The following is a 22,729-nucleotide window of genomic DNA, read 5'->3' as shown; positions in this document are numbered from 1 at the left end:
TCAAGCCTCGCCGGGGAGGCCGGATGTCACGCACGCACAGACGTGCCCTGCTCGCCGCCGCCGCTGCCGTCGTGCTCACCCTCACCGGGTGCGCGGGATGGGGCGGCGGGCCAGGCGGTGGAGGGCCCGACAGCATCAACGTCCTGATGGTGAACAACCCGCAGATGATCGATCTGCAACGGCTCACCGCGGACAACTTCACCAAGCAGACCGGCATCAACGTGAACTTCACGGTGCTGCCCGAGAACGACGTCCGCGACAAGATCAGTCAGGAGTTCTCGAGTCAGGCCGGTCAGTACGACGTGGCCTCGCTGAGCAACTTCGAGATCCCGATCTACGCGAAGTCGAAGTGGATCGCCCCGCTCGACGAGTACGTCCAGGCCGACACCCAGTTCGACCAGGACGACATCCTCAAGCCGATGACGCAGTCGCTGACCGCGGACGACGGCAAGCTCTACGGCGAGCCGTTCTACGGTGAGTCGTCGTTCCTGATGTACCGCAAGGACGTCCTCGAATCGAACAACGTGCAGATGCCGGAGAAGCCGACCTGGCAACAGGTCGCCGACATCGCCGCCCAGGTCGACAACAAGCAGCCCGGCATGCGCGGCATCTGCCTGCGCGGGCAGCCCGGCTGGGGCCAGATCTTCGCGCCGCTCACCACCGTGGTCAACACGTTCGGCGGAACCTGGTTCGAGAAGGACTGGACCCCCAAGGTCGACGGCCCCGAGTTCACCGAGGCCACCAAGTTCTATGTCGACCTCGTCCGCGCCCACGGCGAGAACGGCGCCCCGCAGGCCGGCTTCACCGAGTGCCTGAACAACCTCATCCAGGGCAACGTGGCGATGTGGTACGACGCGACCAGCGCCGCCGGTTCCCTCGAGGCGGACGACTCGCCGGTCAAGGGCAAGATCGGCTACGCGCCGGCGCCGGTCGTCAAGACCGACAGCTCGGGCTGGCTGTACGCCTGGTCGTGGAGCATCCAGCAGGCCAGCGACAAGAAGGACAACGCCTGGAAGTTCATCTCGTGGGCGTCCAGCAAGCAGTACGAGGAACTGGTCGGCCAGCAGGTCGGCTGGTCCAGCGTGCCGGCCGGCAAGCGCGCCTCGACCTATGAGAACCAGGACTACCTGAAGGTCGCGTCGTCGTTCGCCGAACCGACCAAGGCGGCCATCGAGGCGGCCGACCCGCGGAACCCGGGCGTGCAGGAGAGGCCCGCGATCGGCATCCAGTTCATCGACATCCCCGAGTTCACCGACCTCGGCACCCAGGTGTCGCAGTACGTGAGTTCGGCGATCGCCGGTCAGATGAGCGTCGACGACGCACTCAGCCGGGGCCAGCGCCTCGCCGAGGACGTCGCCGAGCGCTACCAGTCCCGCGAGGAGGGTTCGGGATGACATCAGTCGCCGAAGAGGCCGGGACACAGACCGAGGCCCCGAAACCCACTCCGGGCGTGGCCAAGCGGGCCTCCGCGTGGGCCCGCCGGGCGCCGCTGCTGCCCGCGCTCGTCTTCATGATCATCGTGACCCAGCTGCCGTTCGTGGCGACCCTGGTCATCTCGTTCATGGACTGGAACGCGTACTACCCCGACGAGGTCGGCTTCGCCGGGTTCGACAACTTCGCCCGCGTCTTCACCGACGTCAACATGCGGGACGCGGTCTGGACCACGATCCTGCTCACCGCCGGTGTGGTGCTGATCAGCCTGGTCCTCGGCCTGGGCATCGCGCTGCTGCTCGACCGCAAGTTCCGGGGGCGGGGCGCCGTCCGTACGATGATGATCGCGCCGTTCCTGGTCGTCCCCGTGGCCGCGGCGCTGATCTGGAAGCACGCCCTCTACAACCCCGAGTACGGCCTGTTCAACGGCGCGCTCACGTGGATCTGGGGCCTGTTCGGCTCGGACAACCCGCCCCAGCCCGACTGGATCAGCAACATGCCGCTCTGGGCGGTCATCTTCTCGCTGGTCTGGCAGTGGACGCCGTTCATGATGCTGATCCTGCTGGCCGGGCTGCAGGGCCGTCCGCTCGACGTGATCGAGGCGGCCCGCATCGACGGCGCCAACAACTGGCAGATCTTCCGCAGCATGACGCTGCCGCACCTGCGGCAGTACCTGGAACTGGGTGCGCTGCTCGGCTCGATCTACATCGTGCAGAACTTCGACGCGGTCTTCACGATCACGTCGGGTGGTCTGGGCACGGCGAACCTGCCGTACACGATCTACCAGATCTTCTACCAGGCCCACGACTACGGCCGGGCGTCCGCCGCCGCGGTCATCGTCGTGATCGGCACCATCATCATCGCGACGTTCGCCCTGCGTACGGTCTCGTCGCTCTTCAAAGAGGAGGGTCGCCGATGACCGCCGTCGCTGCTCCGGTGAACAAGAAGAAGGAGGGCCGCGGAGGGGCATGGCTGTCGCTGCTGGCCTGGGTGATCGGCATCCTGTTCGTGCTGCCGGTGCTGTGGATGGTCCTGACCAGCTTCCACTCCGAGGCCAACGCGGCACAGAACCCGCCGGCCGTCTTCGCGCCGTTGACGCTCGAGGGCTACCGCGAGTTCTTCTCCGGGGGCGCGTCGCCGTGGCCGCCGCTGCTCAACTCGCTGACCGCGAGCATCCTGTCCACGGCCATCGTGCTGCTGCTGGCCATCCCGGCGGCGTACGCGCTCAGCATCAAGCCCGTGAAGAAGTGGAGCGACGTGCTCTTCTTCTTCCTGTCGACCAAGATGTTGCCGGTGGTGGCCGGTCTGCTGCCGCTCTATCTGTTCGCCCAGAACGCCGGGCTGCTCGACAACATCTGGCTGCTGATCATCTTCTACACCTCGATGAACCTGCCGATCGCGGTGTGGATGATGCGCTCGTTCCTGAGCGAGGTGCCGGTCGAGATGCTCGAGGCGGCGTCGGTCGACGGCGCCGGGCTGACCAAGACGCTGCGCTCGGTCATCGCCCCGGTCGTCATGCCCGGCATCGCCGCCACCGCGCTGATCTGCTTCATCTTCAGCTGGAACGAGCTGTTGTTCGCCCGGGTCCTGACCGCCACCGTGGCCGAGACCGCGCCGGTGTTCCTGACCTCGTTCGTCACCAGCCAGGGCCTGTTCCTGGCTCAGCTCTGCGCGGCCGCGTTCGTGGTCTCGCTGCCCGTGCTGGTCGCGGGTTTCGCCGCCCAGGACAAGCTCGTGCAGGGCCTGTCGCTCGGTTCGGTGAAGTAAGCGCCCATTCCGTTCTGAGAAAACGTGGCCGGTCCGGATGCCCCGGGCCGGCCACCGCATTTACGAAGACGAGATCTCCCCGCCGGTCGCGCACGCTCTGACCTAGTGCCAACTGATGGGGAGGGGTCGATGACCGATCGACGGCAAGTGCAGGCGGTCGACACGCCGCGGCTCAAGTGGGGGGTGAACGGCAGCCACCACCGGCTGATGCTCAACCTGTTCATGCTGGTGACGCTGGCGCACTGGGCCGAGCATCTGACGCAGGCCTGGCAGATCTGGGTGCTGAACTGGCCCCGCCCGCAGGCCCGGGGCGTGCTGGGGGTCCCGTTCCCGGCCCTGATCTCGTCGGAATGGCTGCACTACGGCTACGCCATCGTGATGCTGTTCTTCCTCTTCCTGCTGCGACCGGGCTTCACCGGACGCAGCCGGACCTGGTGGACGGTCGCGCTGGTGATCCAGTTCTGGCACCACATCGAGCACTTCCTGCTGCTCCTGCAGGCCCAGACCGGTCACCCGCTGTTCGGTCAGGCCGTTCCGACCAGCATTCTCCAGTTGGTGCTGCCCCGGGTCGAGCTGCACCTGTTCTACAACACCGTGGTCTTCATCCCGATGGTGATCGCCATGGTGCTGCACCTGCGCCCGACCCGGGCCGAGGCGGACCAGATGGTGTGCAGCTGCCGCCCGCGGATGGCCTGAAGGTGCGGACTCGACACTGGCTGGCCCTGACGATCGCCGGGGCCAGCCTGCTTCTCGCCCTCTTCCTCGCCGGCGGTGACCAGGTGCGGTGGGAGGGGGTCGAACCGGGCGACGGCGCCACGGGGCCGGCTCCGCAGGTGGTCGCGCTCCGGTTCAGCGACGTGCCCGAGCCTGGCGTGGTGCACCTGGAGGTGATCGGGCCGGACGGCCGGGACGTGGTGCGCGGAACCCCGGCGGTGCAGGGCGACCGGATCGTCGCGTCGGTCGACGCCGGGGCCGACGGGCTCTATCAGGTCACGTATCACGTCGAGCTGGCCGGTGCCGTCGTCACCGGAAGCTCGGCGTTCTCCGTCGGTGCGGGCGCCGCGGGCGGGACGGAGGCAGCCGGGGGTCACGCCCACCTGCAGCGCGACCCGATGAGTGCCGGGCTGCTGCTGCTCGATCTCGTGCTGGTGACGATCGTGGCCGTGCTGATCCTCCGACGGCCGCGGCTGCGCTGAGCCCGCTTCAGGCCGCGTCGCTTTCGCGGGCGCGGCGGGCTCGATCTACCGACGCTTGTATGTGTTGAGCCCGCTTCAGGCCGCGTCGCTTTCGCGGGCGCGGCGGGCTCGGTCTACTGATGCTTGTATGTGTTGAGCCCGCTTCAGGCCGCGTCGCTTTCGCGGGCGCGGCGGGCTCGGTCTACTGATGCTTGCAGGGCCGCCATCAGATCGACGCCGCTGGTGGCGGCCGGCTCGGCCGGGGACGGGGCGGGACGGCCCTCGATCCGGGCCTCCAGCACCTCGCGCAGCGCCACCCGGTACTCGTCGGTCAGCTCGGCCGGGTCGAAGGACGCGCTCATCGAGTCGATCAGGGACTCGGCCATGGACAGCTCAGCCGGCTTCACCGGCACGTCGGTGTCGAGGAATCCGAAATCGGGGGTACGCAGCTCGTCCGGCCAGAGCATGGTGTGCAGCACGAGCACACCGTCGCGGACCCGCAGCGCGGCCGGTTGCTCGCGGCCGCGCAACGCCACCTTGACCACGGCGACCCGGTCACCGTTGCGCAGGGCGTCACGCAACAACGCGTACGGGCGCAGGGCGATCGGATCGGGCTCGAGGAAATACGTGCGCTTGTAGAGGATCGGGTCGACCTCCGCGCGCGGCACGAACGTGACCACCTCGATGATCCGCGAGCCGGCCAGCGGCAGGCCGTCCAGGTCGTCGTCGGTGAGCACGATCATCTCGCCGCCACCCAGGTCGTAGCCCTTGGCGATGTCGTCCATCGGCACCTCTTCGGCGCAGGACGAGCAGACCCGGCGGTGCCGCACCCGGCCGCCGTCGGCGCGATGCACCTGATGGAACCGCACACTCTTGTCCTCGGTGGCCGCATAGAGCCGCACCGTGATCGACACCAGGCCGAAGGAGATCGCGCCCTTCCAGATCGCTCGCATGACTCCACCCTGGCATCCGGCGGGCGGCCCCTCGTCCTCTCGTGTGCGCAGCATTGTGCGAGGTGGGCCGGGCTGCGAGGGGCGCCAGACTGCTGAGGGAGACTCTCGACGGAGGCGGCCGCATGACCGGACCCAAGCACCTGACCATCACGCCCGCCCTCGGCGCGTATCTGGCCGCCGGGTCGACCGCGCCCGAAGCGGTCACGGCGAGCCTGGCCCGTCGCACGGCCGAGCTGGGTGACGCCGCGGGCATGATGATCCCGCTGGAACAGGCCGGGCTGCTGACCCTGCTGGCGCGGCTGCTGGACGCCCGTACGGTGATCGACGTCGGCACCTTCACCGGGCTCTCGGCCTTGGCCCTGGCGCGGGGTCTGGCCCCCGGCGGCCGGGTGATCACCTGTGACAACAGCGACGAGTGGCGGCCCTTGGCCGAGGAACACTGGCAGCGGGCCGGTGTGGACGACCGGATCGATTTCCGGGCCGGGCCGGCCGCCCGCACCCTGCGCACGATCAGCGGGCCGGTCGACCTGGTGTTCGTCGACGCGGACAAGATGAACTACCCGCTCTATTACGAGCTCGCCGTGCCGTTGCTGCGCCCGGGTGGCCTGCTGCTGCTCGACAACGTGCTGCTCGACGGCCATGTCGCCGACCCCCAGGGGGCCGGCGACATGCTGATGCGACGCTGCGCCGAACGGGTCGACGCGGTGAACCGGCAGGTGGCCGCCGACGACCGCCTCGACGCCGTGATGCTCCCGATCGCCGACGGACTCACCATCGCCCGCCGCCGTTTCTAGAGCGTGGCGGGAAGGCCGAAGTCGGCAAACACCTCGGGGCCGAACGCCGTGATCTCGGCGATCATGCCCTGCTCCAGGCGGAACACGTTGAGCACCTGCGGCGTGAAGTCGGCCTCGCCGGGGCGGCGGACATAACCCGCCACGGCCGGCTGCCGGTTCGCCCGGGTGGGCATGGCCCGCCACTCGCCGAAATAGGCCGGCGACTGCGGGTCGAACTGGGCCATCAGCCCGGCCACGAAGGCGTCGCGGCCGAGGATCCAGAGCGCGTCCGGCGGCATGGTGACCCGGACGTCGGTGCGCAGCAGCTCGGCGAACCGGTTCGGATCGGCCTTCTCGAGCGCCTCCACACACTGCTGCAGCAGGGCACGCTCGGCCTCACTGGGATCGGTCGAGGGGCCCCACTCGGCGCGCTCGGCCGGCAACCTGTCCTTGAGGGTGGCCCGGGCCCGCTGCAGGGCGCTGTTGGCCGAGGCCACGCTGATGTTGAGGGCGAGCGCGGTCTCGTTGGCCGACCAGGCCAGCACGTCGCGCAGGATCAGGGTGGCGCGCTGCTGCGGTGGCAGGTGCTGGATGGCGACCAGGAACGCGAGCTCGATGGTCTCGCGGGCGATGACCAGGCTGTCGGGTTCGGCGTCGGCCGGCGCCACCTGGTCGAGCAGTTTGTCGGGGAACGGCGACAGCCAGGGCACCTCGGTCTGGTCGGAGCCGGACGGCGTCGCCTCCATCGAGAACGCCGGCTGGCGGCGGGCGATCGGGTTGCGGGCGACGCGGCCCAGGTGGTCGAGGCAGGCGTTGGTGGCGATCCGGTAGAGCCACGCGCGGACGGTCGACCGGCCCTCGAAGCTGCTCCGGGCCCGCCAGGCGCGCAGATAGGTCTCCTGGACGAGGTCTTCGGAGTCTTCGAAGGAACCCAGCATCCGGTAGCAGTGCACCTGCAGTTCGCGGCGGTGCCGCTCGGCCAGCTGGGTGAACTCGGACTCATCGATGGCGATCGCGGTCGAGCTGTGGTCTTCCGACATGAACTCCCTTTCCTGGCCTCACCCGAGGGCGCCCGACGCCTCACCCGGGGGCGCCCGACCGGCGTTGAACGGCAGGGCAATTCCAAGGATGAGTCACCGAAGCACCGACTGCGAATGTTACCCGCAGGAGATCGACGATCCAGAGAGGAATGGTGCCGACGAGATGGATGCCACCAGCTCGGCCACTGACGAGATCGGCAAGATGTACGACGAGACCGCCGGACTTTCGCAGATTTTCATTGACGGGCAGGAGCATCTTCCGTACTGGTTCGACGATCACGATGACACCCCCGCGGTGGAGGCGGCCCAGCGGATCACCCGGAAGGTGGGTGACGCGCTCGGGCTGCGGGCGGGGGAGCGGGTGCTGGACGCCGGCTGCGGCGTGGGCGGCCCGGCGGTGCAGCTGGCCCAGGAGTTCGGCGTCGCCGTCGACGGTGTGACGATCAGCGCGGTCCAGGCCGTCGAGGCGACCGCCCGCGCGTACGGGCAGGGCGTGCAGGACCGGGTCGCCTTCCACCACGGCGACTACGGCTGGCTCGACTTCGGGACGGGACACTTCGACGCGGTCGTCGCCATGGAGTCGCTGAGCCACGCGGCCGACCTGCCGGCGGTGCTGGCCGAGCTGGCGCGGGTGCTGCGGCCCGGCGGCCGGCTGGGGATCAGCGAGATCACCCGCGAGGCGCTCGCCGGGGACAAGGCGGCCCAGTTCGCCAAGACGTTCCAGGTGCGGCAGCTGCTGAGCGGGCCGGAGTGGATCGCCGCGCTGCGGGCCGCCGGGTTCGACGTCGAGGAGCACACCCAGTGCGGTCCTCGGGTCTACGGCATGGGGCTGCGTTACCTCGACCGGGCCGACGAGCTCGCTGACGATCTGGTCGCGCGCTTCGGCCCCGACACCGTGAGCGAGCTCAAGAGCGGCTATCGGGACTATTTCTCGTGGGGTGACGCGATCGGGTACTCCGTCCTGGCGGCCCGCAAACCGTACCTCTGACCTGCACTTCCATCCTCGATGCGGGCGGTGCGCGACACGGGTCGGGCGCACCGCCCGTACGGCTCGAGGAAATTTTTCCGCCGGGACCGATGAGTTGCCCGGCACCCCGTCGTCTCAACTTTCAGAATGCGGCGCCCGGTCCTCCCCCGAGGGACGTCCGCCCGCCCGACGCGGGCGGCAGGGGCGCCGCATCTACAAAGTGATCAACGACGCTAGGAGACCCGATGTCGCAAGAAGCTCTCACGCACGACGGCCCGGCCGCCGACGGGGCTCCGCCGGAGGGCATGCCGATGCCGCCGCAGCCCGATCCGAAGCTGCGTCAGCTCGACTACCTGGTCGGCACGTGGAAGATGAGCGGTGTGACCGAGGAAGGCCCGATGGGCCCGCCGGCGCAGATGGGTGGCACCGAGACGTTCGAGTGGCTCGAGGGCGGCTTCTTCCTGGTGCACCGCTGGGAGGGCTACATCGACGGCCCGATGGGCAAGATGCCCGACGTGGGCTTCGAGTTCTTCGACTACGACCCCGAGAGCGGCAAGTTCCGCTCGCACTACTTCAGCAGCTTCGGCCCCTACCACCCCGAGCAGAGCCACTACGTGGGTGAGTTCGACGGCGACAAGCTGGTGCTCGTCGGACCGGCCAAGTACGTGCGCGAGCTGCAGGCCGACGGCACCATCAAGTACGACTGCGACTTCCCGGTCGGCCCCGACCAGTGGGTGCCGTTCATGCACGCCAAGCTGGAGAAGGTCAGCGACTGACACGCCGGCCGGTCACCGGGACGCCAGCCGCACGGGCGTCCCGGTGACCGGCGTCCTCATCCCTGCGTCGTCGCCGGGATGAGTCCACCGTCGACCAGGATCTCCTGGCCGGTGATGTAGGACGACCGGGGGGACAGCAGGAAGGACACAGCCTGTGCCACGTCCTCCGGCGCCCCCAGCCGGCCCAGCGGGACCTGCCGGCGGCAGGCCTCCTGTTCCTCGGAACTCTTGGCAATCCCGAGGAACATGTCGGTCACGATGTAGCCGGGGCTCACCGCGTTGATCCGGATGCCACGCGGGCCGAGGTCGGCCGCCATGGAGCGGGCGAGGTTGATGACGGCGGCCTTGCCGGCCGCGTAGACCGGGGTGGCGGCCAGCCCGCGGTGCGCCAGCCAGCTGCCGTTCAGCACGATCGAGCCGCCCTCCGAGAGCAGCGGCAGCGCGCGTTGCACGGTGTGGAACGCGCCCCGGACGTTGGTGTTGGTCACCAGGTCGTAGTCGTCGTCGCTGACCGACGAGGCCGGGCCGAAGACCGCGACGCCGGCGTTGACGAACACCCCGTGCAGCAGGCCCGACCAGGTCAGGACGGCGTTCATGAGCCGGGTGACCGCGTCCGGGTCGGAGACGTCGGTCGGGACGGTGAGAAGCCGGTCGCCCGCGCCGAGTTCGTCGGCCGCCTCGCTGAGCCGCCGCGGGTCGCGTCCCGCGATCGCCACCCGGGCGCCCGAGCCGAGCAGCGTCCGGGCCGTGGCCAGGCCGATGCCGCTGCCGCCGCCGGTGATCAGGACGGTCCTGCCGTCGAATTCCGCCATGCCGAGAAGTCTGGCAACCACCGGGGATCACCGGCATCTCACTGTGTGCGCGGTCGGAGCACGGAGAAGTGCCCGGCCAGAGCACCGGGAAAGGTGCCCGGCCGATCCGCCGGGTGCGAGCGTCGGGTGCGTCCCAGCATCAGGCGAGAGGCGGAAACGATGACCGGCGAATCCGGCAGCAGGCGGCACGGCACGAGCTGGCCACCTCGGTACCGCGGCGTCACCTACGACACCGGAACCAATTTCGCCACCGGTCAGGGCGAGCTGTCCCGGACCGTGTGGAGCACCGAGCGCATGACCGGCGAGGTCCGAGCCGTCGCCGAGCGGCTGCACGCCAACTCGATCACCGTCTACGGCTCCGACCTGGGCCGTCTCGAGGCCACCGCCCGGGCCGCGGCTGACCACGGGCTGCACGTGCGCCTGCAGCCGCGCCTGGTCGACCGGCCGCAGGACGAGGTGCTGGAGCACCTGGCCGCGGCGGCCGCGTTCGCGGGCCGGATGCGCCGTGAAGGCGCCGCGATCGCGGTGAACGCCGGCTGTGTGGCGTCGGTGTTCGTGCCCGGCATCGTGCCGGGGGAGCGTTACCACGAGCGGATGGCGAACATCTTCGCCGCGGCCGAGCACCGGGTGCTGACCCCGACCGGGGCGGTCGACCTGGAGGCGGGGGCCCAGCGGCTGAACAGCTTCCTGGACCGGGCGGTCAAGACCGTACGCCGGGAGTTCGACGGTGAGGTCGGTTACGCGGCGGCGCCGTTCGAGGACGTCGACTGGCGTATGACCGACGTCATCGGCCTCATGCATTTCTACACCCTGCAGTACCCGGCGGACATGGCCGAGCGCTGCCGGGAACTGCAGCGCTACCGGGCCTGGGGCAAGCCGGTGCTGATCGCCGAGTTCGGCACGGCCACGTGGGCCGGTGCGGGCGAGCGGGCCTTCATGTCGTTCGACATCGTGGACCGTACGGGCGCCGCGCCGGTGGTGGTCGACGGGGTCGTCCGTGACGAGGACGCCCAGGCCGACTTCCATCTGTCCATGCTGGAGACCTTCGAGCAGGCCGGGATCGACGGGGTGGCCGTGGCCGAGTTCATCCACCCGACCCACCCGTGGTCACCCGACCCGCGGTTCGACCTCGACGCGGCGAGCATGGCCATCACCCGGACGGTCCGCGCCGACTACGCCGACCCGGACTCGGCCTACCACTGGGAACCCAAGGCGTCGTTCCACGCGCTGGCCGACTACTACGCCGACGCGAGACGGGCCTCCGCGCACGACGAATAGGCTCAAGACACGGCGGCCGGCCCCGATCCGGGGCCGGCCGCTCTGCGTTCACCAGGTGACGGGCAGGCACTCCACCCGTTCCAGCGGGCCGGTGACGCTGGTCGGCACCTCGCTCTCCGGCACGGCCAGGCGCAGCCCCGGCATGCGCCGGACGATCCCGCCGAAAGCCAGCTCCAGTTCGAGGCGGGCCAGGTTCTGCCCGATGCACTGGTGGATGCCGTGCCCGAAGCCGAGGTGACGGCGGTTTCCGCGCCGCACGTCGAACTCCTCGGGGCGATCGAGCAGCTCGGTGCTGAAGTTGGCCGCTCCGGCCCCGATCAGGATGCCGTCGCCGGCGGCGATCCGCTGCCCGCCGATCTCGATGTCGGCCAGCGCCGCCCGCGAGATGCACTCGATCAGCGATACGTACCGCATGATCTCCTCGACCGCCCCGGGCACCAGGGCCGGGTTGTCGCGCAGGGCGGCGAACTGGGCCGGATGCCGCAGCAGGGCCATCATGCCCAGAGAGATGACGTTGGCGGTGGTGTCCTGCCCGGCGATCAGCATCAGCATCGCGTACTGGACCAGATCGTCGCGGCCGAGCTCGACGGGGAACGCCGGATCCGCGATCAGGTCGTCGAGCAGCCCCTCGCCGGGCCGGGCCGTCTTCTGGTCGACCAGGTCACCGAAGTACGCGGTCATCGCGGCCACGGCCGCCTCGGCGCGCTCCGGATCGGGGTCGAACAGCGCCCGGGCCGGTTTCTCGAACGCTTCCCGGTCCTCGTAGGGCACACCCATCAGCATGCAGATCGCCATGGCCGGCACCGGCAGGGCGAACGCCGAGACGAGGTCGGCCGTGCGGTCCGGGCGGGCCAGCATCTCGTCGAGCCGGTCGTCGACGATACGTTCCAGAGCCGGGCGCAGCTCGTCGATCCGGCGTTTGGCGAAGCTGGAGATCAGCATGGCCCGCTGCCGGGTGTGCACCGGCGGGTCGACGCCGATCAGCACGTCGGTGTAACCGGTGTCCTCCAGCCCGGCCATGTCCGCGCTGAGCACGGGGAAGTTGGCGTGGTGGGGGTCGATGGAGACGCGGCGGTCGGCGAGCAGGGCGCGGGATTCGGCATAGCCGGTCACCAGCCACACCACGCGCCCGTCATAGAGGCGGACCGGGGCGACCGGGCCGCGCTCGCGCAGCGCGGTATTGCGGTGCGAGGGCCGGTAGGGGCACTCCCGGCCGATCGGGTATGCCGGGGGCTCGTCGCCGGGGACGGTCATGGTCTCTCCTTCACGAAGGTCAGATGCTGCGGCGCCGCCACCCGGGCCCGGGTGGCGGGAGTGGCGGCGGTGCCTTGGGGTCGGAACGCATGTCCTCAGCCTGCTGGGGCCGGTCGGCACTGTCGCCTCTGGACGTGCGGACGCGGACGTGCCCGCGTCCGGGTGGACGCGGGCACGCCCCGGGAGGACCGGGATCTCAGGAGACCGTCAGCTGATGGCCTGCAGGTTGGAGAACATGGTGTTCACCGCGGTCGTGGAGAGCGAAGCGGTCGGCTCGACCGACCACAGCAGGTTGTCACCCACGGCGGCCACGACGACCTCGGCCTCACACTGGGTCTCGACCGGCACCGTGTTCGCGGTGATGCCCTTGCCCGTCGCCGGCGTGAGGAAGGTGGTGGTCAGGGTGGTGTTGAGGGACTTGGCGCCGCCCACGTTGGCCTTCGCCGCGTGCGTCTTGTAGGAGATGGAACCGGCCTTGACCGCGCCCTTGCCCGTGTCGAGGTTGATCGTGCCCTTGGTGCAGGTGCTGATCACCTTGGCCACGTTGTCGAGGGCCTTGTCCGCGCCGCCCGGGATGTGGAACACGGCGGTGAGGAAGTAGCGCTGGAGGCTGTTCGGAGCGACCGAGGCCGCCCGCTCGCCCGACTGCAGCGAACCGGTGATCTTGGAGAGGTCGCCCAGGGCGTCGGTCATGGTCAGGCAGCCGGCGGGGCTCGAGGTCAGGCCGGGGCCCGCCTCGAACTGCTTGGCCGCCATGGCCTCGGCCAGGGTGAACTGCTTGGTGATGGACGACGTCGCCGGCTGCTTGGCCGCCGGGATGAGCACCGACTTGAGCTGGTCGGCGTTGAGCTGCGGGGCCGGGGCAACCTGCGAGCTCGCCACCGCGCCGGTCGTGCTCGACGCGATGAAGAGCGCGGCGATCGCGGCGGCGGTAACCGCTACGAACGCCGTGACCTTGGATCGTTTGCGCATTCTTGTCTCCACATCGCCCTCGTCACGAGGGCATTCGGGGGTTACGGCGACAAAGGCGCCGAATGGATTCGGTGACCGGGCCCTCCCGCCTGATCGATCACCTGTTCCAAGTATGCGGAGAATTCCGCGGCCGGTCGCCTTCCAGGATGCGCGCACATTTACCGGCATTATTCAATGAATAAACGTGATTGTTTATCCGGCGAACAGGCGGAGCAGATCGTCGGCGAAGCCGGACGGATGGGTGACGGGGCCGGCGTGCCCGCCCGGCAGGTGCGTCAGGGGCCGGTCGAGCTGCTCGGCCAGGGCCCGGATCGGCCGGTAGGCGAACTCCTGGCGCCCGGTGTCGCTGCCCGCCGGGACCAGCCGGTCGGCGACGGCTCGCAGGGCGTCGAGGTCGAGCCGGTGCCGCGGCCACGAGCGGACCTCGTGCTCGAACCAATAGACCGTGTTGCGGCGCAGGCGGGTCAGCAGCCGCTCCAGCTCGGCCGGCGGCAACTCGGACCCGGCCGGTGGGCGGGTCTCGCCGCCCAACCCCACATGCTCGCGAAACACCGCCTTGGCCTCGGTCAGACCGTGCCGGCGATAGGTCGTGTAGAGGTCGTCGTAGAAGCCGATCCAGTGCTCCGCGTCCGGCAGCACCGACGCCAGTGGCGGCTCGTGCACGACGATCCGCCGGACCCGGTCCGGGTGCTGCTGCAGGAGCTGGAGCGCGACCACGCCGCCGGAGCAGGACCCGAAGACGTCGGCCCGGCCGCCGGCCAGATGGTCGATCAGGTGCCGGGCGTCGCTCGCGTCCTCGGCGACCCGGCCGTCGTCCGGCCCGTCGGTGAACCGGGTGCTGCGCGAGAAGCCGCGGCGGTCGTAGGAGATCACCGTGCGGGTCTCGGCCAAAGCGTCGGCCATCGGTCCGTACGGGGTGGCGTCACCGTTTCCGGTGGCGATCAGCAGCAGTGCGGGACCGCTTCCGCGAACCTCGTAATAGAGGCTCGCATCGGGCAGGCTCAATCGGCCGGTGCGGGCTCGCGACGATTGTTCGATCGGCACAGAATGCCTCCGGAAAATGAGGGAATGGTGATGCCACGGTAGGCATTAATACCTACCGTGGCATCTTCCCGCGAGGCATCAGGCGGCCCCGCGCGCCCGGGGGATCAGGCGAAGCTGATGGCGGCGCCGGCGTTGTCGCCGTTCTCGTTGAACATGCCGAGACCGCACTCGACGACCGTGCAGTCGACGGACGGGCCGGGGGTGCCGTCCGGGCCGACACTGCCCTGGAACTTGATGCGGACGGTCAGGTTCGCCCGGGCGTTGCCGTCGGCATCCGGCCGGACGGTCACCAGATCGGCGCCGTTACAGGAGAACACCTCGCCGACCAGACCGCACTCGCCCAGCGTGTAGGTCGTGCCGACCTGCAGGCCGGCGGCCGTGATCGAGATGGTCTGGCCGTCGCGCAGGCCGGTCGACGGCGAGGCGGTCATGCTGGCGGCCTGGACCTTCTCCGAGGCGGGCTCCTCGGCGGCGGCGCCCGGGGCCTGCAGTGCCAGCGTGAGGGCGGCCGCCGTGGCGAGCGCGCCACCGGCGCCGACGAGGATCCGGCGCTTGTTCATGTGCACGGACATGCGTACTCCAATTCGCGGTGCGAGGGGGTCAGTCGATGCGTCCGGAGCGCGAAGAAAACCGGTTGGCCCATCCGGTTCTATCTGTTGAGACGATGCGTGCCCGCGGAACTCATCGCTGCGGCGGAAGAAATTTCGGAATCAGCCGCCCACCAGGGCACGAATCGCCGCCTTGTCCGGCTTGCCGACCGGCGTACGGGGCAGGTCGTCGACGACCACCAGCCGCTCCGGCGCCTTGAAGGAGGCCACCCCGCGCTGACCGAGATGGACCCGGATCTCGTCCAGATCGAGCCGGTGACCGGGCCGCAGCCGGACCACCGCGCACACCCGCTCACCGACCACCGGGTCGGGCACCGCCACCACGGCGGCCTCGGCGACCGCCGGCAGCTCCTGCACGAGCGACTCGATCTCGCCGGCCGCGATCTTCTCGCCGGACCGGTTGATCAGGTCCTTGACCCGGCCGCAGACGACCACCGACCCGTCCACGATCCGCACCACGTCGCCGGAACGGAACCAGCCGTCCGCGGTGAACGAGACGGCGTTCTGCTCCGGGGCCCGGAAGTAGCCGCGCGGTGTGTAGGGACCCCGGACCAGCAGTTCGCCCTCCTCGCCCGGGGCCACCGGCCGCCCGTCCCGGCCGATGACCCGCAATTCGTCGTACGGGCTGATCGGCCGCCCCTGCGTGCCGGTGCGCACGGCCGGCGAGTCGTCGGCCCGGGTGAGGCAGACCAGGCCCTCAGCCATCCCGTAGACCTGCTGCACGGCACACCCCAGGGCCGGGCCGATGGCCGCGATCACCTCGGGCGCCAGCATCGAGCCGCCCACCTGCACGGTCCGCAGACTGCTGAGGTCGTACGGACTCTCCGACGCGGCCTCGGCCCAGCGCACCGCCACCGCCGGAACCGCCGCGGTGTCGGTCACCCGCTCGCGTTCGACCGCGGCGAAGAACACGTCCGGACGGGGTGACGAGCGCATCACCACCCGTCCGCCGGCCCGCAGCGTGCCGAGGATCCCCGGGTTGGCCAGGGGGAAGTTGTGCCCGGCGGGCAGGGCCGCCAGATAGACCGTCCCACTCGTGTAGCCGCAGGCCGCCACCGCGCGCCGCACGTTGTAGCCGTAGTCGTCGTGGGTGCGGGCGATCACCTTGGGCACCGCGGTGGTGCCGCCGGAGAGCAGATAGACCGCCACGTCCGAGCCGGTCGGCGGATCCTCGATCGGCGCCGCCGGACCGGCGGCCAGGTCGTCGAGCGCGACGCTGCCGGCCCGGTGGGGCCGGCCCGCGACGATCACCGAAGCGCCCTCGGGCCGCACCCGATGGGCCAGCGCCTCGTGGTCGTAACCGCGCCACTCGTCCGGCACGATCACCGCCCGGACACCGACGTGCGCGCCGATCGCGCCCATCTCGTGGTCCCGGTGGGCGGGCAGCATCAGGACCGGCGCCACCCCGATCCGCAAACAGGCCAGCAGCACCTCGACAAAGGCGACCGTGTTGGGCAGCTGCAGCAGGACCGCATCGCCGCGCCGCAGGCCCAGCCCGCGCAGCCCGGTTGCCAGCCGGTCGGCCCGCCCGGCCAGCTCGCCGTAGGTGAGGGTGGTCTCCTCGTCGGTCACCGCCACCCGGTCGCCGCGCAGCTCGGCCCATCGGGGCAGCCCGGACGCGATCGCCTCACCGGTCCACAGCCCGGCGGCGCGGTAGGCGCGGGCGGTGTCGTCGGGCCAGGGTGTGGTCATGGCTGCCCCTGTTCATCGAGCGGGTCGGCGGCTTCGGCGGTTCTGGTGGCCTCGTCGAGCAGGTCGGCGGCGTAGGCGGCGATCCGCGCCACCGTGGGCCGGTCCCAGAGCAGCGTGGCGGGCAGGGTCACGCCCACCTCCTGTTCCAGGCGCAGCCGGATGCGGGTGGTCATCAGCGAGTCCAGGCCCATCTCGGCCAGCGGGCGACGGACGTCCACGTCGGACGCCGCCAGCCCGGTCTCGGCGGCCACCCGCTCGGCCACCACCGTGGTCAGCACGGCCCGCCGCTCGTCCCCGGTCGTCGCCGCCCACGGCGCGGGCGCCCCGGTCGCGTCGAGTGGGCCGGCCGCCGGCGGGGTCAGCTCGCTCAGCAGGGGCACCCGGGACGGGCCCCGGATCGGCAGCACCACGGCGAATTCGGTGTCGAGCCGGTCGAGCCGTTCCCAGGCGGCGAACGCCTCGTCGGCGCCGATGTCCCCGGCGCCCCGGGCGGCCAGTTCGAGGTCGGTCACCTCCGACGAGGTGGACATGCCCAGCCCCCGCCACGAGGTCCAGGCGATGCTGAGCGCGCCCCGGTCACCGCGCTCACGCCGGTGCGTGGCCAGGGTGTCGAGATAGGAGTTGGCGGCGGCGTACGCGGCCTGACCGGGCAGCCCGAGCAGCGGGCCGGCCGATGAGAACAGCACGAAGAACGCGGTCGTGCCGGGCGGGAAGAGCTCGTGCAGCACCCGCGCGCCGTCGGCCTTGGGACGCAGCACCGCCCGCAACGACTCCTCGTCGAGATCGCGCAGCATGCGGTTGTCCAGCGCGCCCGCCGCGTGCACGACGCCCCGGATCGGGGGCAGCCCGAGCGCTTCGGCCGACAGCGCCCGGGCGGCCGCGGCCCGGTCGGCCACGTCGACCTCCACCACGACGACGTGCGCACCGAGCGCTTCGAGCGAGCGGACCGTCTCGATCCGCTCGCGCAGACCCGGGTCGCTCACGTCGTCCCAGCGGCCACGCGGCGGCAACCCGTGCCGTCCGGCCAGCACGAGCCGGCGCGCGCCCCGGCCGGCGAGCCGGAGCGCGGTGGCCCGGCCGAGCGCGCCCAGACCGCCGGTGATCAGGTACGTGCCGTCGGGCTGGATCGGCACGGCCGGGCGCCGCGGCACGTCGTCGGGGGCACGCAACCGGGCCACCGCGGGACGGCCGCCGCGGATGGCGACGACGTCCTCACCGCGGACACTGTCGAGCACCGCGGGGATCGCGGCGAGGTCGGCGTCGTCGGCGATGTCGATCACGCCGCCCCACATGTCCGGCTGCTCGCCCCCGATCACCCGGCCGAGCCCCCACAGGGTGGAATGGGCCAGGGCGCCGTCCCGGACACCCCGGGTCACGCACCAGAGGCGTGATTCCGGCTCGGCGACGAGCCGTTGCGCGGTCTCGGCCAGCAGCCAGGCCGCCTCGTGCGGATCGTCGGGCGGCACGACGACGACGTGGCCCGGCGTGGACGAGCGAAGCCCGCGCAGCGCATCCCTCAGCACCGACGGGGGCCCGACCAGCTCGACCGGCGTGCCCGGGCCGGCCGGGGGCGTGACCGGCAGCGGGATCCAGGCGGCCACGTGCAGGTCGCGGCCACCGCCCGGTGCGTCCGGGTCGCTGTCCAGCCGGCCGTACCGCAGGTCGTGCAGCCGGGCCACGACGGCCCCGGACGCGTCGGCCACCTCGGCCTCGACGGTCTCCGGGCCCGTGCGCCGCACGACGACACGGGCCTCGCGGGGCGCGACGGGGGCCAGGGTGAGCCGGCCCAGCCGGGCGGGCATCCGCAGCACCGGAGGACCGTCGAAGATCACCGATGCGGTCGAGAGCACGGCGTCGAGCAGCGGCGCCCAGCCCGGATCGCCGGTGGTCACGACGGCGTCGAGCAGGCCGGGGGCGCCGGCGAGGGTCTGCACCGTCCACTCGAAACCCATTGCCGTCACGTCGAGCTCGGCCAGCCGCTTGACCACGTGACCCGGATCGAGCGCGATGGCCGGCCCGGTGACGACGAGCTGGTCGCCGGTGCCGCCCGCGGGCCGCACCAGAGCCGTGGTGTGGGTGAGCCAGCCGGTGTCGTCACCGTCGATGCGGGTGGCCAGCCGCAGCGTGCCGTCCTGCCGGACGACCCGCAGCTCGCGGCCGTGGGTGAGGCTGACCGGCACCCGCAGTGCCACGTCGGCCAGATCGGGCCACGGCCGGCCCTCGGCGCCCGCGGTCACCAGCGTGTGGAGCAGTGCGGCGGCGGGCACGATCTCGACGCCGCGCACCGGATGCCGCCCCGGGTAGGGGCGGGAGGCCAGATCGACCTCGGTCGACCACACCTCGATCTCGCCCGCGCCGGGGATCGTCGTGTGCTCCCCGAGCAGCGTGTGCGCGGCCGGATCGTGCGGACGACCGGCCGGGCGGACCGGCGGTTCCGGTGCCCAGTGCGGACGGTGCTGCCACACCGTGCCGGGCAGATCGACCAGGCGCCCGCCGGGCCAGCAGGCGTCCCAGTCGATGCGGACGCCGTTCGTGTAGAGGCCGGCCAGGGCGGCGCGCAGCAGCGGGAGGGCGGGCTTGCGGCGGCGCAGCGAGACCGCGACGTACACCTCCGGGGTCTCGGCCAGGGTCTCGCTGATCGAGTGGGCCACCACCGGATGCGGGGAGATCTCGAGGAACACCCGGTGCCCGTCCTCGGCGGCGGCGGCCACCGCCCGATCGAGGTGTACGCGGCCGCGCAGGTTCAGGGCCCAGTACGCGCCGTCCCGCGGATCGTCGCCGCGCGGATCGTCCAGCGCGGTGCTGTAGACCGGAATGCGGGCCGCCGCCGGGTTCAGCCGGGCGGCGGCCGCGACCAGGTCGTCGAGCAGCGGATCCATCTGCGGGCTGTGGAACGCGACCGGCGAGTCGATCGCGCGGACCGCCACCCCGGCGTCGCTCCACCGCCGGGACAACCCGGCGACGGCTTCGGTGTCGCCGGACACCACGGTCCAGGCCGGCGAAGCGGTGATCGCGACTACTACGTCGTCCCGGCCGCCGAGCCGGGCCTCGACCTCGGAGCCGGGCAGGTTGACCATCGCCATCGCGCCCGCGCCGATCGCCGGGCGAAGCAACACCGACCGCCGGCACACCAGGACCGCGCCCTCCTCCAGCGTGAGGACGCCGGCGGTCACGGCGGCGGCGATCTCGCCCACCGAGTGGCCGATCACGGCGTCGGGACGGACGCCGGCCGACTCCCAGGCGCCGGCCAGCGCCATCTGGACGGCGAAGATCATCGGCTGGACCAGATCGACCGGCTGCTCCCGGTCCTCGGCGAGCAGCGTGCGCAGCGACGCCCCCAGCTCCTGCTGGAACACCGGGTCGAGACGGTCGGCGACGGCCGCGGCGGCGGGTTGCCCGGCGATCAGATCACGGGCCATACCGGTCCACTGTGAGCCGTGGCCGGAGAACACCCACACGATGCCGCGGCCGGTGCCGGCCGGTGCGGTCGCCCGGAGCCGCCGCAGCCCGGCGACCAGACCGGCCCGGTCGTCGGCGGCGACGGCGGCGCGGTGGCGCAGATGCGCGCGGCGGACGCCGAGGGTGTGCCCGACGTCGGCCGGACGCAGCGTGGGATCGGCCTCGAGGCGGTCGGCCAGGCGCCCGGCCAGAGCGGTGAGGGCGGCCGGTCCGGCCGCCGACAGGGGGAAGACCCCGGCGCCGGACGGGTCGGGGCCGGACGGGTCGGGGCCGGGCGCGGGTTGCGGTGCCGCCGCCTCCAGGATCACGTGGGCGAGGGTGCCGCCATACCCGTAGCCGGAGACACCGCAGCGGCGCGGGCCCGGCCCGTCCGGCCAGGGCGTCAGCCCGGTACTGACCCGCAGGCCGGCCGTCGCCCAGTCGACGGCCGGGGTGGGCCGGGTGACGTTGAGGCTGGGCGGGATCGCGCCGTGCCGCATGGCCAGGACCGCCTTGATCACCCCGGCCACGCCCGCGCCCGCCTCGAGGTGACCGATGTTCGGCTTCACCGACCCGATCAGGCAGGGCGGGCCGTCACGACCGGCGCCGAAGACGGCCGACATGGCCGCGGCCTCCATCGGGTCGCCGGCCCGGGTGCCGGTGCCGTGGGCCTCGACGTAGGCGATCGTCGCCGGGTCGACCCCGGCCGTCGCGTAGGCGCGGCGCAACAGGTGGGCCTGGGCGTCGCCGTTCGGGGCCATGATGCCCTCGGTGCGGCCGTCCTGGCGTACGGCGCTGCCGCGCAGCACGGCGAGGATCCGGTCGCCGTCGCGTTCGGCGTCACGCAGCCGCTTGAGCACGACGACCCCGCCACCCTCACCTCGGCCGTAACCGTCGGCCTCGGCGTCGAAGGACTTGCTGCGGCCGTCGGGCGCGGTCGCCCCGGCCGCCTGCAGCACCCGGGACAGCCCCGGGGCGGCCATCACGAGGACACCACCGGCCAGCGCGACCGGGCATTCGCCGCTCCGCAGGGCCTGGGCCGCCAGGTGGATGGCGACCAGCGAGGACGAGCAGGCGGTGTCCACCGCGATGCTGGGGCCGCGCAGGTCCAGGTGGTACGAGACCCGGTTGGCGACCGCGCAGTAGGCGCCGCCGATGCCGGTCCAGGCCTCGATGGCGGGCAGGTCCTCGAGCAGCCGGCGCCCGTAGTCGTCGGCGCCGACGCCCATGAACACGCCGGTGTCGGTGCCGGCCAGGTCCGGTGGCGGCAGACCGGCGTCCTCCAGGGCCTGCCAGGCCAGTTCGAGCACGATGCGCTGCTGCGGATCCATCTGGGCCGCCTCGCGCGGGGTGAGGTCGAAGAACTCGGCGTCGAACCCGGCGATGTCGTCGAGGAAGGCGCCCGCGGCCGGGGTGTCGCGCACGGCGGCCGCGTACGCCGGGCTCTGCGCGGCGTACCAGGCCCAGCGCTCCGGCGGCACCTCGCCGATGACGTCACGCCCCGAGCGCAGCAGGTCCCAGAACTCCTCGGGCGAATCGATCCCGCCGGCGAACCGGCAGGCCATGCCCACGATGGCGATCGGTTCGGTCATTTGCGGCCCACCACCAGGGCGTGGCTGTAGCCCAGCCGGTCGTGACGCTCGACCTTGGCAAAACCGGCCTCGGTCAGGGCGTCGGCCATGTCAGCGGCGCTGTAGGCCATGCCCTCGCCGGAGGCCAGGGTCAGAAAATAGGGCGAGACCAGGCCCGCGCTCATCGGGCCGGTCCCGGCGTCGTCGGAGACGAAGTTGTAGATCAGGCAGGCGCCGCCCTCGGGCAACGCGGCGTGGCAGCGGCGCAGCAGCTCGACACTGCGCGACAGGGCCCAGATCTCGAAGATGTGGCAGATCAGGATCGCGTCGTGGCCGGTCGGGATCGGGTCGCGGAACATCTCACCGGGCACGAACCGCATCCGTCGTCGCACGTCGGGGTCGGTGGTGCGGTCGCGGGCGATGCCGACGACCTTCTCGTGGTCGAGCAGCGTGGCCGTCAGGTCCGGGTAGCGGGCGAGCAGGGCCCGGCTGTTCGCGCCGTCGCCGCCGCCGAGATCGAGCACGTTGCGGACGCCGGTGAAGTCGTAGCCGTCGAGCAGCAGCGCGACCGACTTGCGGGAGGCGTCACCCATGTTGGCGTAGAAGACCTCCTGCAACTCGGGGTGGGCGGTCAGCCGCTCGTAGAGGGTGCCGCCGGGCCCGTCGATGCTGCGCAGCCCGACGTTGGTGTCGCGCCGGACCGACTCGGCCAGATCCGGCATGGCCGCGTTGATCACTCGCGCCTGCACGTCGATGAGGGCGCCGAGGTAGCGCGGCGAGTCCCGTAGCAGCTTCTCGCGGACGAGCGGCGTGTTCACGTACCGGCCGTCGTGCCGCTCCAGCAGGCGCAGGCTGGTCAGTCCGAGCAGCAGCACGCGGGCGGGCTGTCCGGCCACGCCCAGCGCGGCGGCGGCACCGGTCACGTCGAGCCCGCCGGCCGCTTCGATGTGCTCGAACAGGTCGAGTTCGAGACCGGTGCGTACCAGTTCGAACGCGGTGGCCCCGTGCACCAGGATCCGCAGGTAGTCGGCTTCCGGCAGGGTGATGTGGCGGTCGGTGGGCATAGTTCTCCGCTTCGGGTGGCCGGGGCAATTGCACCGATCGTCGGGCGGCCGGCCGGGGCGTTTCACCTTCCGGGATGCGAGCGGACCCGCCTTGCGCACAGGCGCGGGTGCGCA

General features: G+C 71.5%; 18 protein-coding genes and 1 pseudogene. 9 read left to right on the top strand and 10 right to left on the bottom strand.

All coding sequences use genetic code 11. From position 1 onward, the window contains the following. Positions 1–23: 23 nt before the first annotated feature. From JIG36_RS32015 to JIG36_RS31995, 5 genes are all read left to right on the top strand, one after another. A complete protein-coding gene (locus tag JIG36_RS32015) occupies positions 24–1,394 on the top strand; it encodes an ABC transporter substrate-binding protein (protein WP_203380132.1) in 1,371 nt (456 codons plus the stop codon). Next, on the top strand, positions 1,391–2,350 hold the full coding sequence (locus tag JIG36_RS32010) for a carbohydrate ABC transporter permease (RefSeq protein ID WP_203380131.1): 960 nt from the start codon (positions 1,391–1,393) through the stop codon (positions 2,348–2,350). The genes JIG36_RS32015 and JIG36_RS32010 overlap by 4 nt, the downstream gene beginning before the upstream one ends. Then, positions 2,347–3,198, top strand: a complete 852-nt coding sequence (locus JIG36_RS32005; protein ID WP_203380130.1) for a carbohydrate ABC transporter permease — start codon at positions 2,347–2,349, stop codon at positions 3,196–3,198. Before JIG36_RS32010 ends, JIG36_RS32005 begins: the two co-directional genes overlap by 4 nt. A 129-nt stretch (positions 3,199–3,327) precedes the next feature. Beyond that, entirely contained in the window at positions 3,328–3,894 is a 567-nt protein-coding gene (locus JIG36_RS32000; RefSeq protein WP_203380129.1) for a hypothetical protein, read from the top strand. Positions 3,895–3,896: 2 nt separating this feature from the next. Next, entirely contained in the window at positions 3,897–4,394 is a 498-nt protein-coding gene (locus JIG36_RS31995) for a copper resistance CopC family protein (protein ID WP_203380128.1), read from the top strand. Positions 4,395–4,555: 161 nt separating this feature from the next. Here JIG36_RS31995 and ku read toward each other — a convergent pair. Beyond that, a pseudogene (gene ku / locus JIG36_RS31990) lies at positions 4,556–5,326 on the bottom strand (non-homologous end joining protein Ku); the annotation flags it as partial. A gap of 122 nt (positions 5,327–5,448) precedes the next feature. Between ku and JIG36_RS31985 the strand changes: the two are divergent. Beyond that, a complete protein-coding gene (locus JIG36_RS31985; protein ID WP_203380126.1) occupies positions 5,449–6,120 on the top strand; it encodes an O-methyltransferase in 672 nt (223 codons plus the stop codon). On the opposite strand, the gene JIG36_RS31980 is transcribed toward JIG36_RS31985, so the two are convergent. Further along, positions 6,117–7,139, bottom strand: coding sequence for an RNA polymerase subunit sigma-70 (locus JIG36_RS31980; RefSeq protein ID WP_203380125.1), 1,023 nt, complete (start codon positions 7,137–7,139; stop codon positions 6,117–6,119). The genes JIG36_RS31985 and JIG36_RS31980 overlap by 4 nt on opposite strands. A 163-nt stretch (positions 7,140–7,302) precedes the next feature. Between JIG36_RS31980 and JIG36_RS31975 the strand changes: the two genes are divergently transcribed. Continuing rightward, on the top strand, positions 7,303–8,127 hold the full coding sequence (locus JIG36_RS31975; RefSeq protein ID WP_203380124.1) for an SAM-dependent methyltransferase: 825 nt from the start codon (positions 7,303–7,305) through the stop codon (positions 8,125–8,127). Positions 8,128–8,351: 224 nt separating this feature from the next. Continuing rightward, positions 8,352–8,882, top strand: a complete 531-nt coding sequence (locus JIG36_RS31970; RefSeq protein ID WP_236048578.1) for a DUF1579 family protein — start codon at positions 8,352–8,354, stop codon at positions 8,880–8,882. A 56-nt stretch (positions 8,883–8,938) separates the two neighbouring features. On the opposite strand, the gene JIG36_RS31965 is transcribed toward JIG36_RS31970, so the two are convergent. Next, positions 8,939–9,694 carry an SDR family NAD(P)-dependent oxidoreductase gene (locus tag JIG36_RS31965; protein WP_203380123.1) on the bottom strand — a complete coding sequence of 252 codons (756 nt, stop codon included), beginning with the start codon at positions 9,692–9,694 and terminating at the stop codon, positions 8,939–8,941. Between the two features lie 159 nt (positions 9,695–9,853). On the opposite strand from JIG36_RS31965, the gene JIG36_RS31960 reads away from it, so the two are divergent. Further along, positions 9,854–10,972 carry a glycoside hydrolase family 113 protein gene (locus JIG36_RS31960; RefSeq protein ID WP_203380122.1) on the top strand — a complete coding sequence of 373 codons (1,119 nt, stop codon included), beginning with the start codon at positions 9,854–9,856 and terminating at the stop codon, positions 10,970–10,972. 48 nt (positions 10,973–11,020) lie between these two features. On the opposite strand, the gene JIG36_RS31955 is transcribed toward JIG36_RS31960, so the two are convergent. The 7 genes from JIG36_RS31955 to JIG36_RS31925 all read right to left on the bottom strand — a co-directional run bounded on the left by JIG36_RS31955 (position 11,021) and on the right by JIG36_RS31925 (position 22,615). Further along, positions 11,021–12,226, bottom strand: a complete 1,206-nt coding sequence (locus JIG36_RS31955) for a cytochrome P450 (RefSeq protein WP_203380121.1) — start codon at positions 12,224–12,226, stop codon at positions 11,021–11,023. Positions 12,227–12,433: 207 nt separating this feature from the next. Next, the gene (locus tag JIG36_RS31950) at positions 12,434–13,198 is read right to left on the bottom strand and encodes a hypothetical protein (RefSeq protein ID WP_203380120.1); all 765 of its coding nucleotides are present in this window, start codon (positions 13,196–13,198) and stop codon (positions 12,434–12,436) included. Between the two features lie 192 nt (positions 13,199–13,390). Further along, positions 13,391–14,242 (bottom strand): alpha/beta fold hydrolase, encoded by an 852-nt coding sequence (locus tag JIG36_RS31945; protein ID WP_307872996.1) that lies wholly within the window; start codon positions 14,240–14,242, stop codon positions 13,391–13,393. Positions 14,243–14,346: 104 nt separating this feature from the next. Further along, entirely contained in the window at positions 14,347–14,814 is a 468-nt protein-coding gene (locus tag JIG36_RS31940; RefSeq protein WP_203380119.1) for an enediyne antibiotic chromoprotein, read from the bottom strand. A 138-nt stretch (positions 14,815–14,952) separates the two neighbouring features. After that, a complete protein-coding gene (locus JIG36_RS31935) occupies positions 14,953–16,542 on the bottom strand; it encodes a (2,3-dihydroxybenzoyl)adenylate synthase (RefSeq protein ID WP_203380118.1) in 1,590 nt (529 codons plus the stop codon). Continuing rightward, entirely contained in the window at positions 16,539–21,572 is a 5,034-nt protein-coding gene (locus JIG36_RS31930) for a type I polyketide synthase (protein ID WP_203380117.1), read from the bottom strand. Before JIG36_RS31930 ends, JIG36_RS31935 begins: the two co-directional genes overlap by 4 nt. Beyond that, complete coding sequence (locus tag JIG36_RS31925; protein WP_203380116.1) at positions 21,569–22,615, bottom strand: methyltransferase; 1,047 nt, start codon at positions 22,613–22,615, stop codon at positions 21,569–21,571. Before JIG36_RS31925 ends, JIG36_RS31930 begins: the two co-directional genes overlap by 4 nt. Positions 22,616–22,729: the final 114 nt, after the last annotated feature.

It is taken from the genome of Paractinoplanes ovalisporus (genome assembly GCF_016834655.1).
Classification (GTDB): domain Bacteria; phylum Actinomycetota; class Actinomycetes; order Mycobacteriales; family Micromonosporaceae; genus Actinoplanes; species Actinoplanes ovalisporus.
The sequence above is the reverse complement of the archived record's forward strand: the minus strand, read 5'-3'. Positions and strand labels throughout refer to the sequence as shown.

Excerpts from the sequence above, each read along its gene's own strand:
- JIG36_RS31935 (WP_203380118.1), bottom strand. The coding sequence starts at position 16,542 with ATGACCACACCCTGGCCCGACGACACCGCCCGCGCCTACCGCGCCGCC.
- JIG36_RS32000 (WP_203380129.1), top strand. The coding sequence starts at position 3,328 with ATGACCGATCGACGGCAAGTGCAGGCGGTCGACACGCCGCGGCTCAAG.
- JIG36_RS31930 (WP_203380117.1), bottom strand. The coding sequence starts at position 21,572 with ATGACCGAACCGATCGCCATCGTGGGCATGGCCTGCCGGTTCGCCGGC.
- JIG36_RS31980 (WP_203380125.1), bottom strand. The coding sequence starts at position 7,139 with ATGTCGGAAGACCACAGCTCGACCGCGATCGCCATCGATGAGTCCGAG.
- JIG36_RS32005 (WP_203380130.1), top strand. The coding sequence starts at position 2,347 with ATGACCGCCGTCGCTGCTCCGGTGAACAAGAAGAAGGAGGGCCGCGGA.
- JIG36_RS31955 (WP_203380121.1), bottom strand. The coding sequence starts at position 12,226 with ATGACCGTCCCCGGCGACGAGCCCCCGGCATACCCGATCGGCCGGGAG.
- JIG36_RS31960 (WP_203380122.1), top strand. The coding sequence starts at position 9,854 with ATGACCGGCGAATCCGGCAGCAGGCGGCACGGCACGAGCTGGCCACCT.
- JIG36_RS31965 (WP_203380123.1), bottom strand. The coding sequence starts at position 9,694 with ATGGCGGAATTCGACGGCAGGACCGTCCTGATCACCGGCGGCGGCAGC.
- JIG36_RS31985 (WP_203380126.1), top strand. The coding sequence starts at position 5,449 with ATGACCGGACCCAAGCACCTGACCATCACGCCCGCCCTCGGCGCGTAT.
- JIG36_RS31970 (WP_236048578.1), top strand. The coding sequence starts at position 8,352 with ATGTCGCAAGAAGCTCTCACGCACGACGGCCCGGCCGCCGACGGGGCT.
- JIG36_RS32010 (WP_203380131.1), top strand. The coding sequence starts at position 1,391 with ATGACATCAGTCGCCGAAGAGGCCGGGACACAGACCGAGGCCCCGAAA.
- JIG36_RS31975 (WP_203380124.1), top strand. The coding sequence starts at position 7,303 with ATGGATGCCACCAGCTCGGCCACTGACGAGATCGGCAAGATGTACGAC.
- JIG36_RS31925 (WP_203380116.1), bottom strand. The coding sequence starts at position 22,615 with ATGCCCACCGACCGCCACATCACCCTGCCGGAAGCCGACTACCTGCGG.
- JIG36_RS31940 (WP_203380119.1), bottom strand. The coding sequence starts at position 14,814 with ATGTCCGTGCACATGAACAAGCGCCGGATCCTCGTCGGCGCCGGTGGC.
- JIG36_RS31950 (WP_203380120.1), bottom strand. The coding sequence starts at position 13,198 with ATGCGCAAACGATCCAAGGTCACGGCGTTCGTAGCGGTTACCGCCGCC.
- JIG36_RS32015 (WP_203380132.1), top strand. The coding sequence starts at position 24 with ATGTCACGCACGCACAGACGTGCCCTGCTCGCCGCCGCCGCTGCCGTC.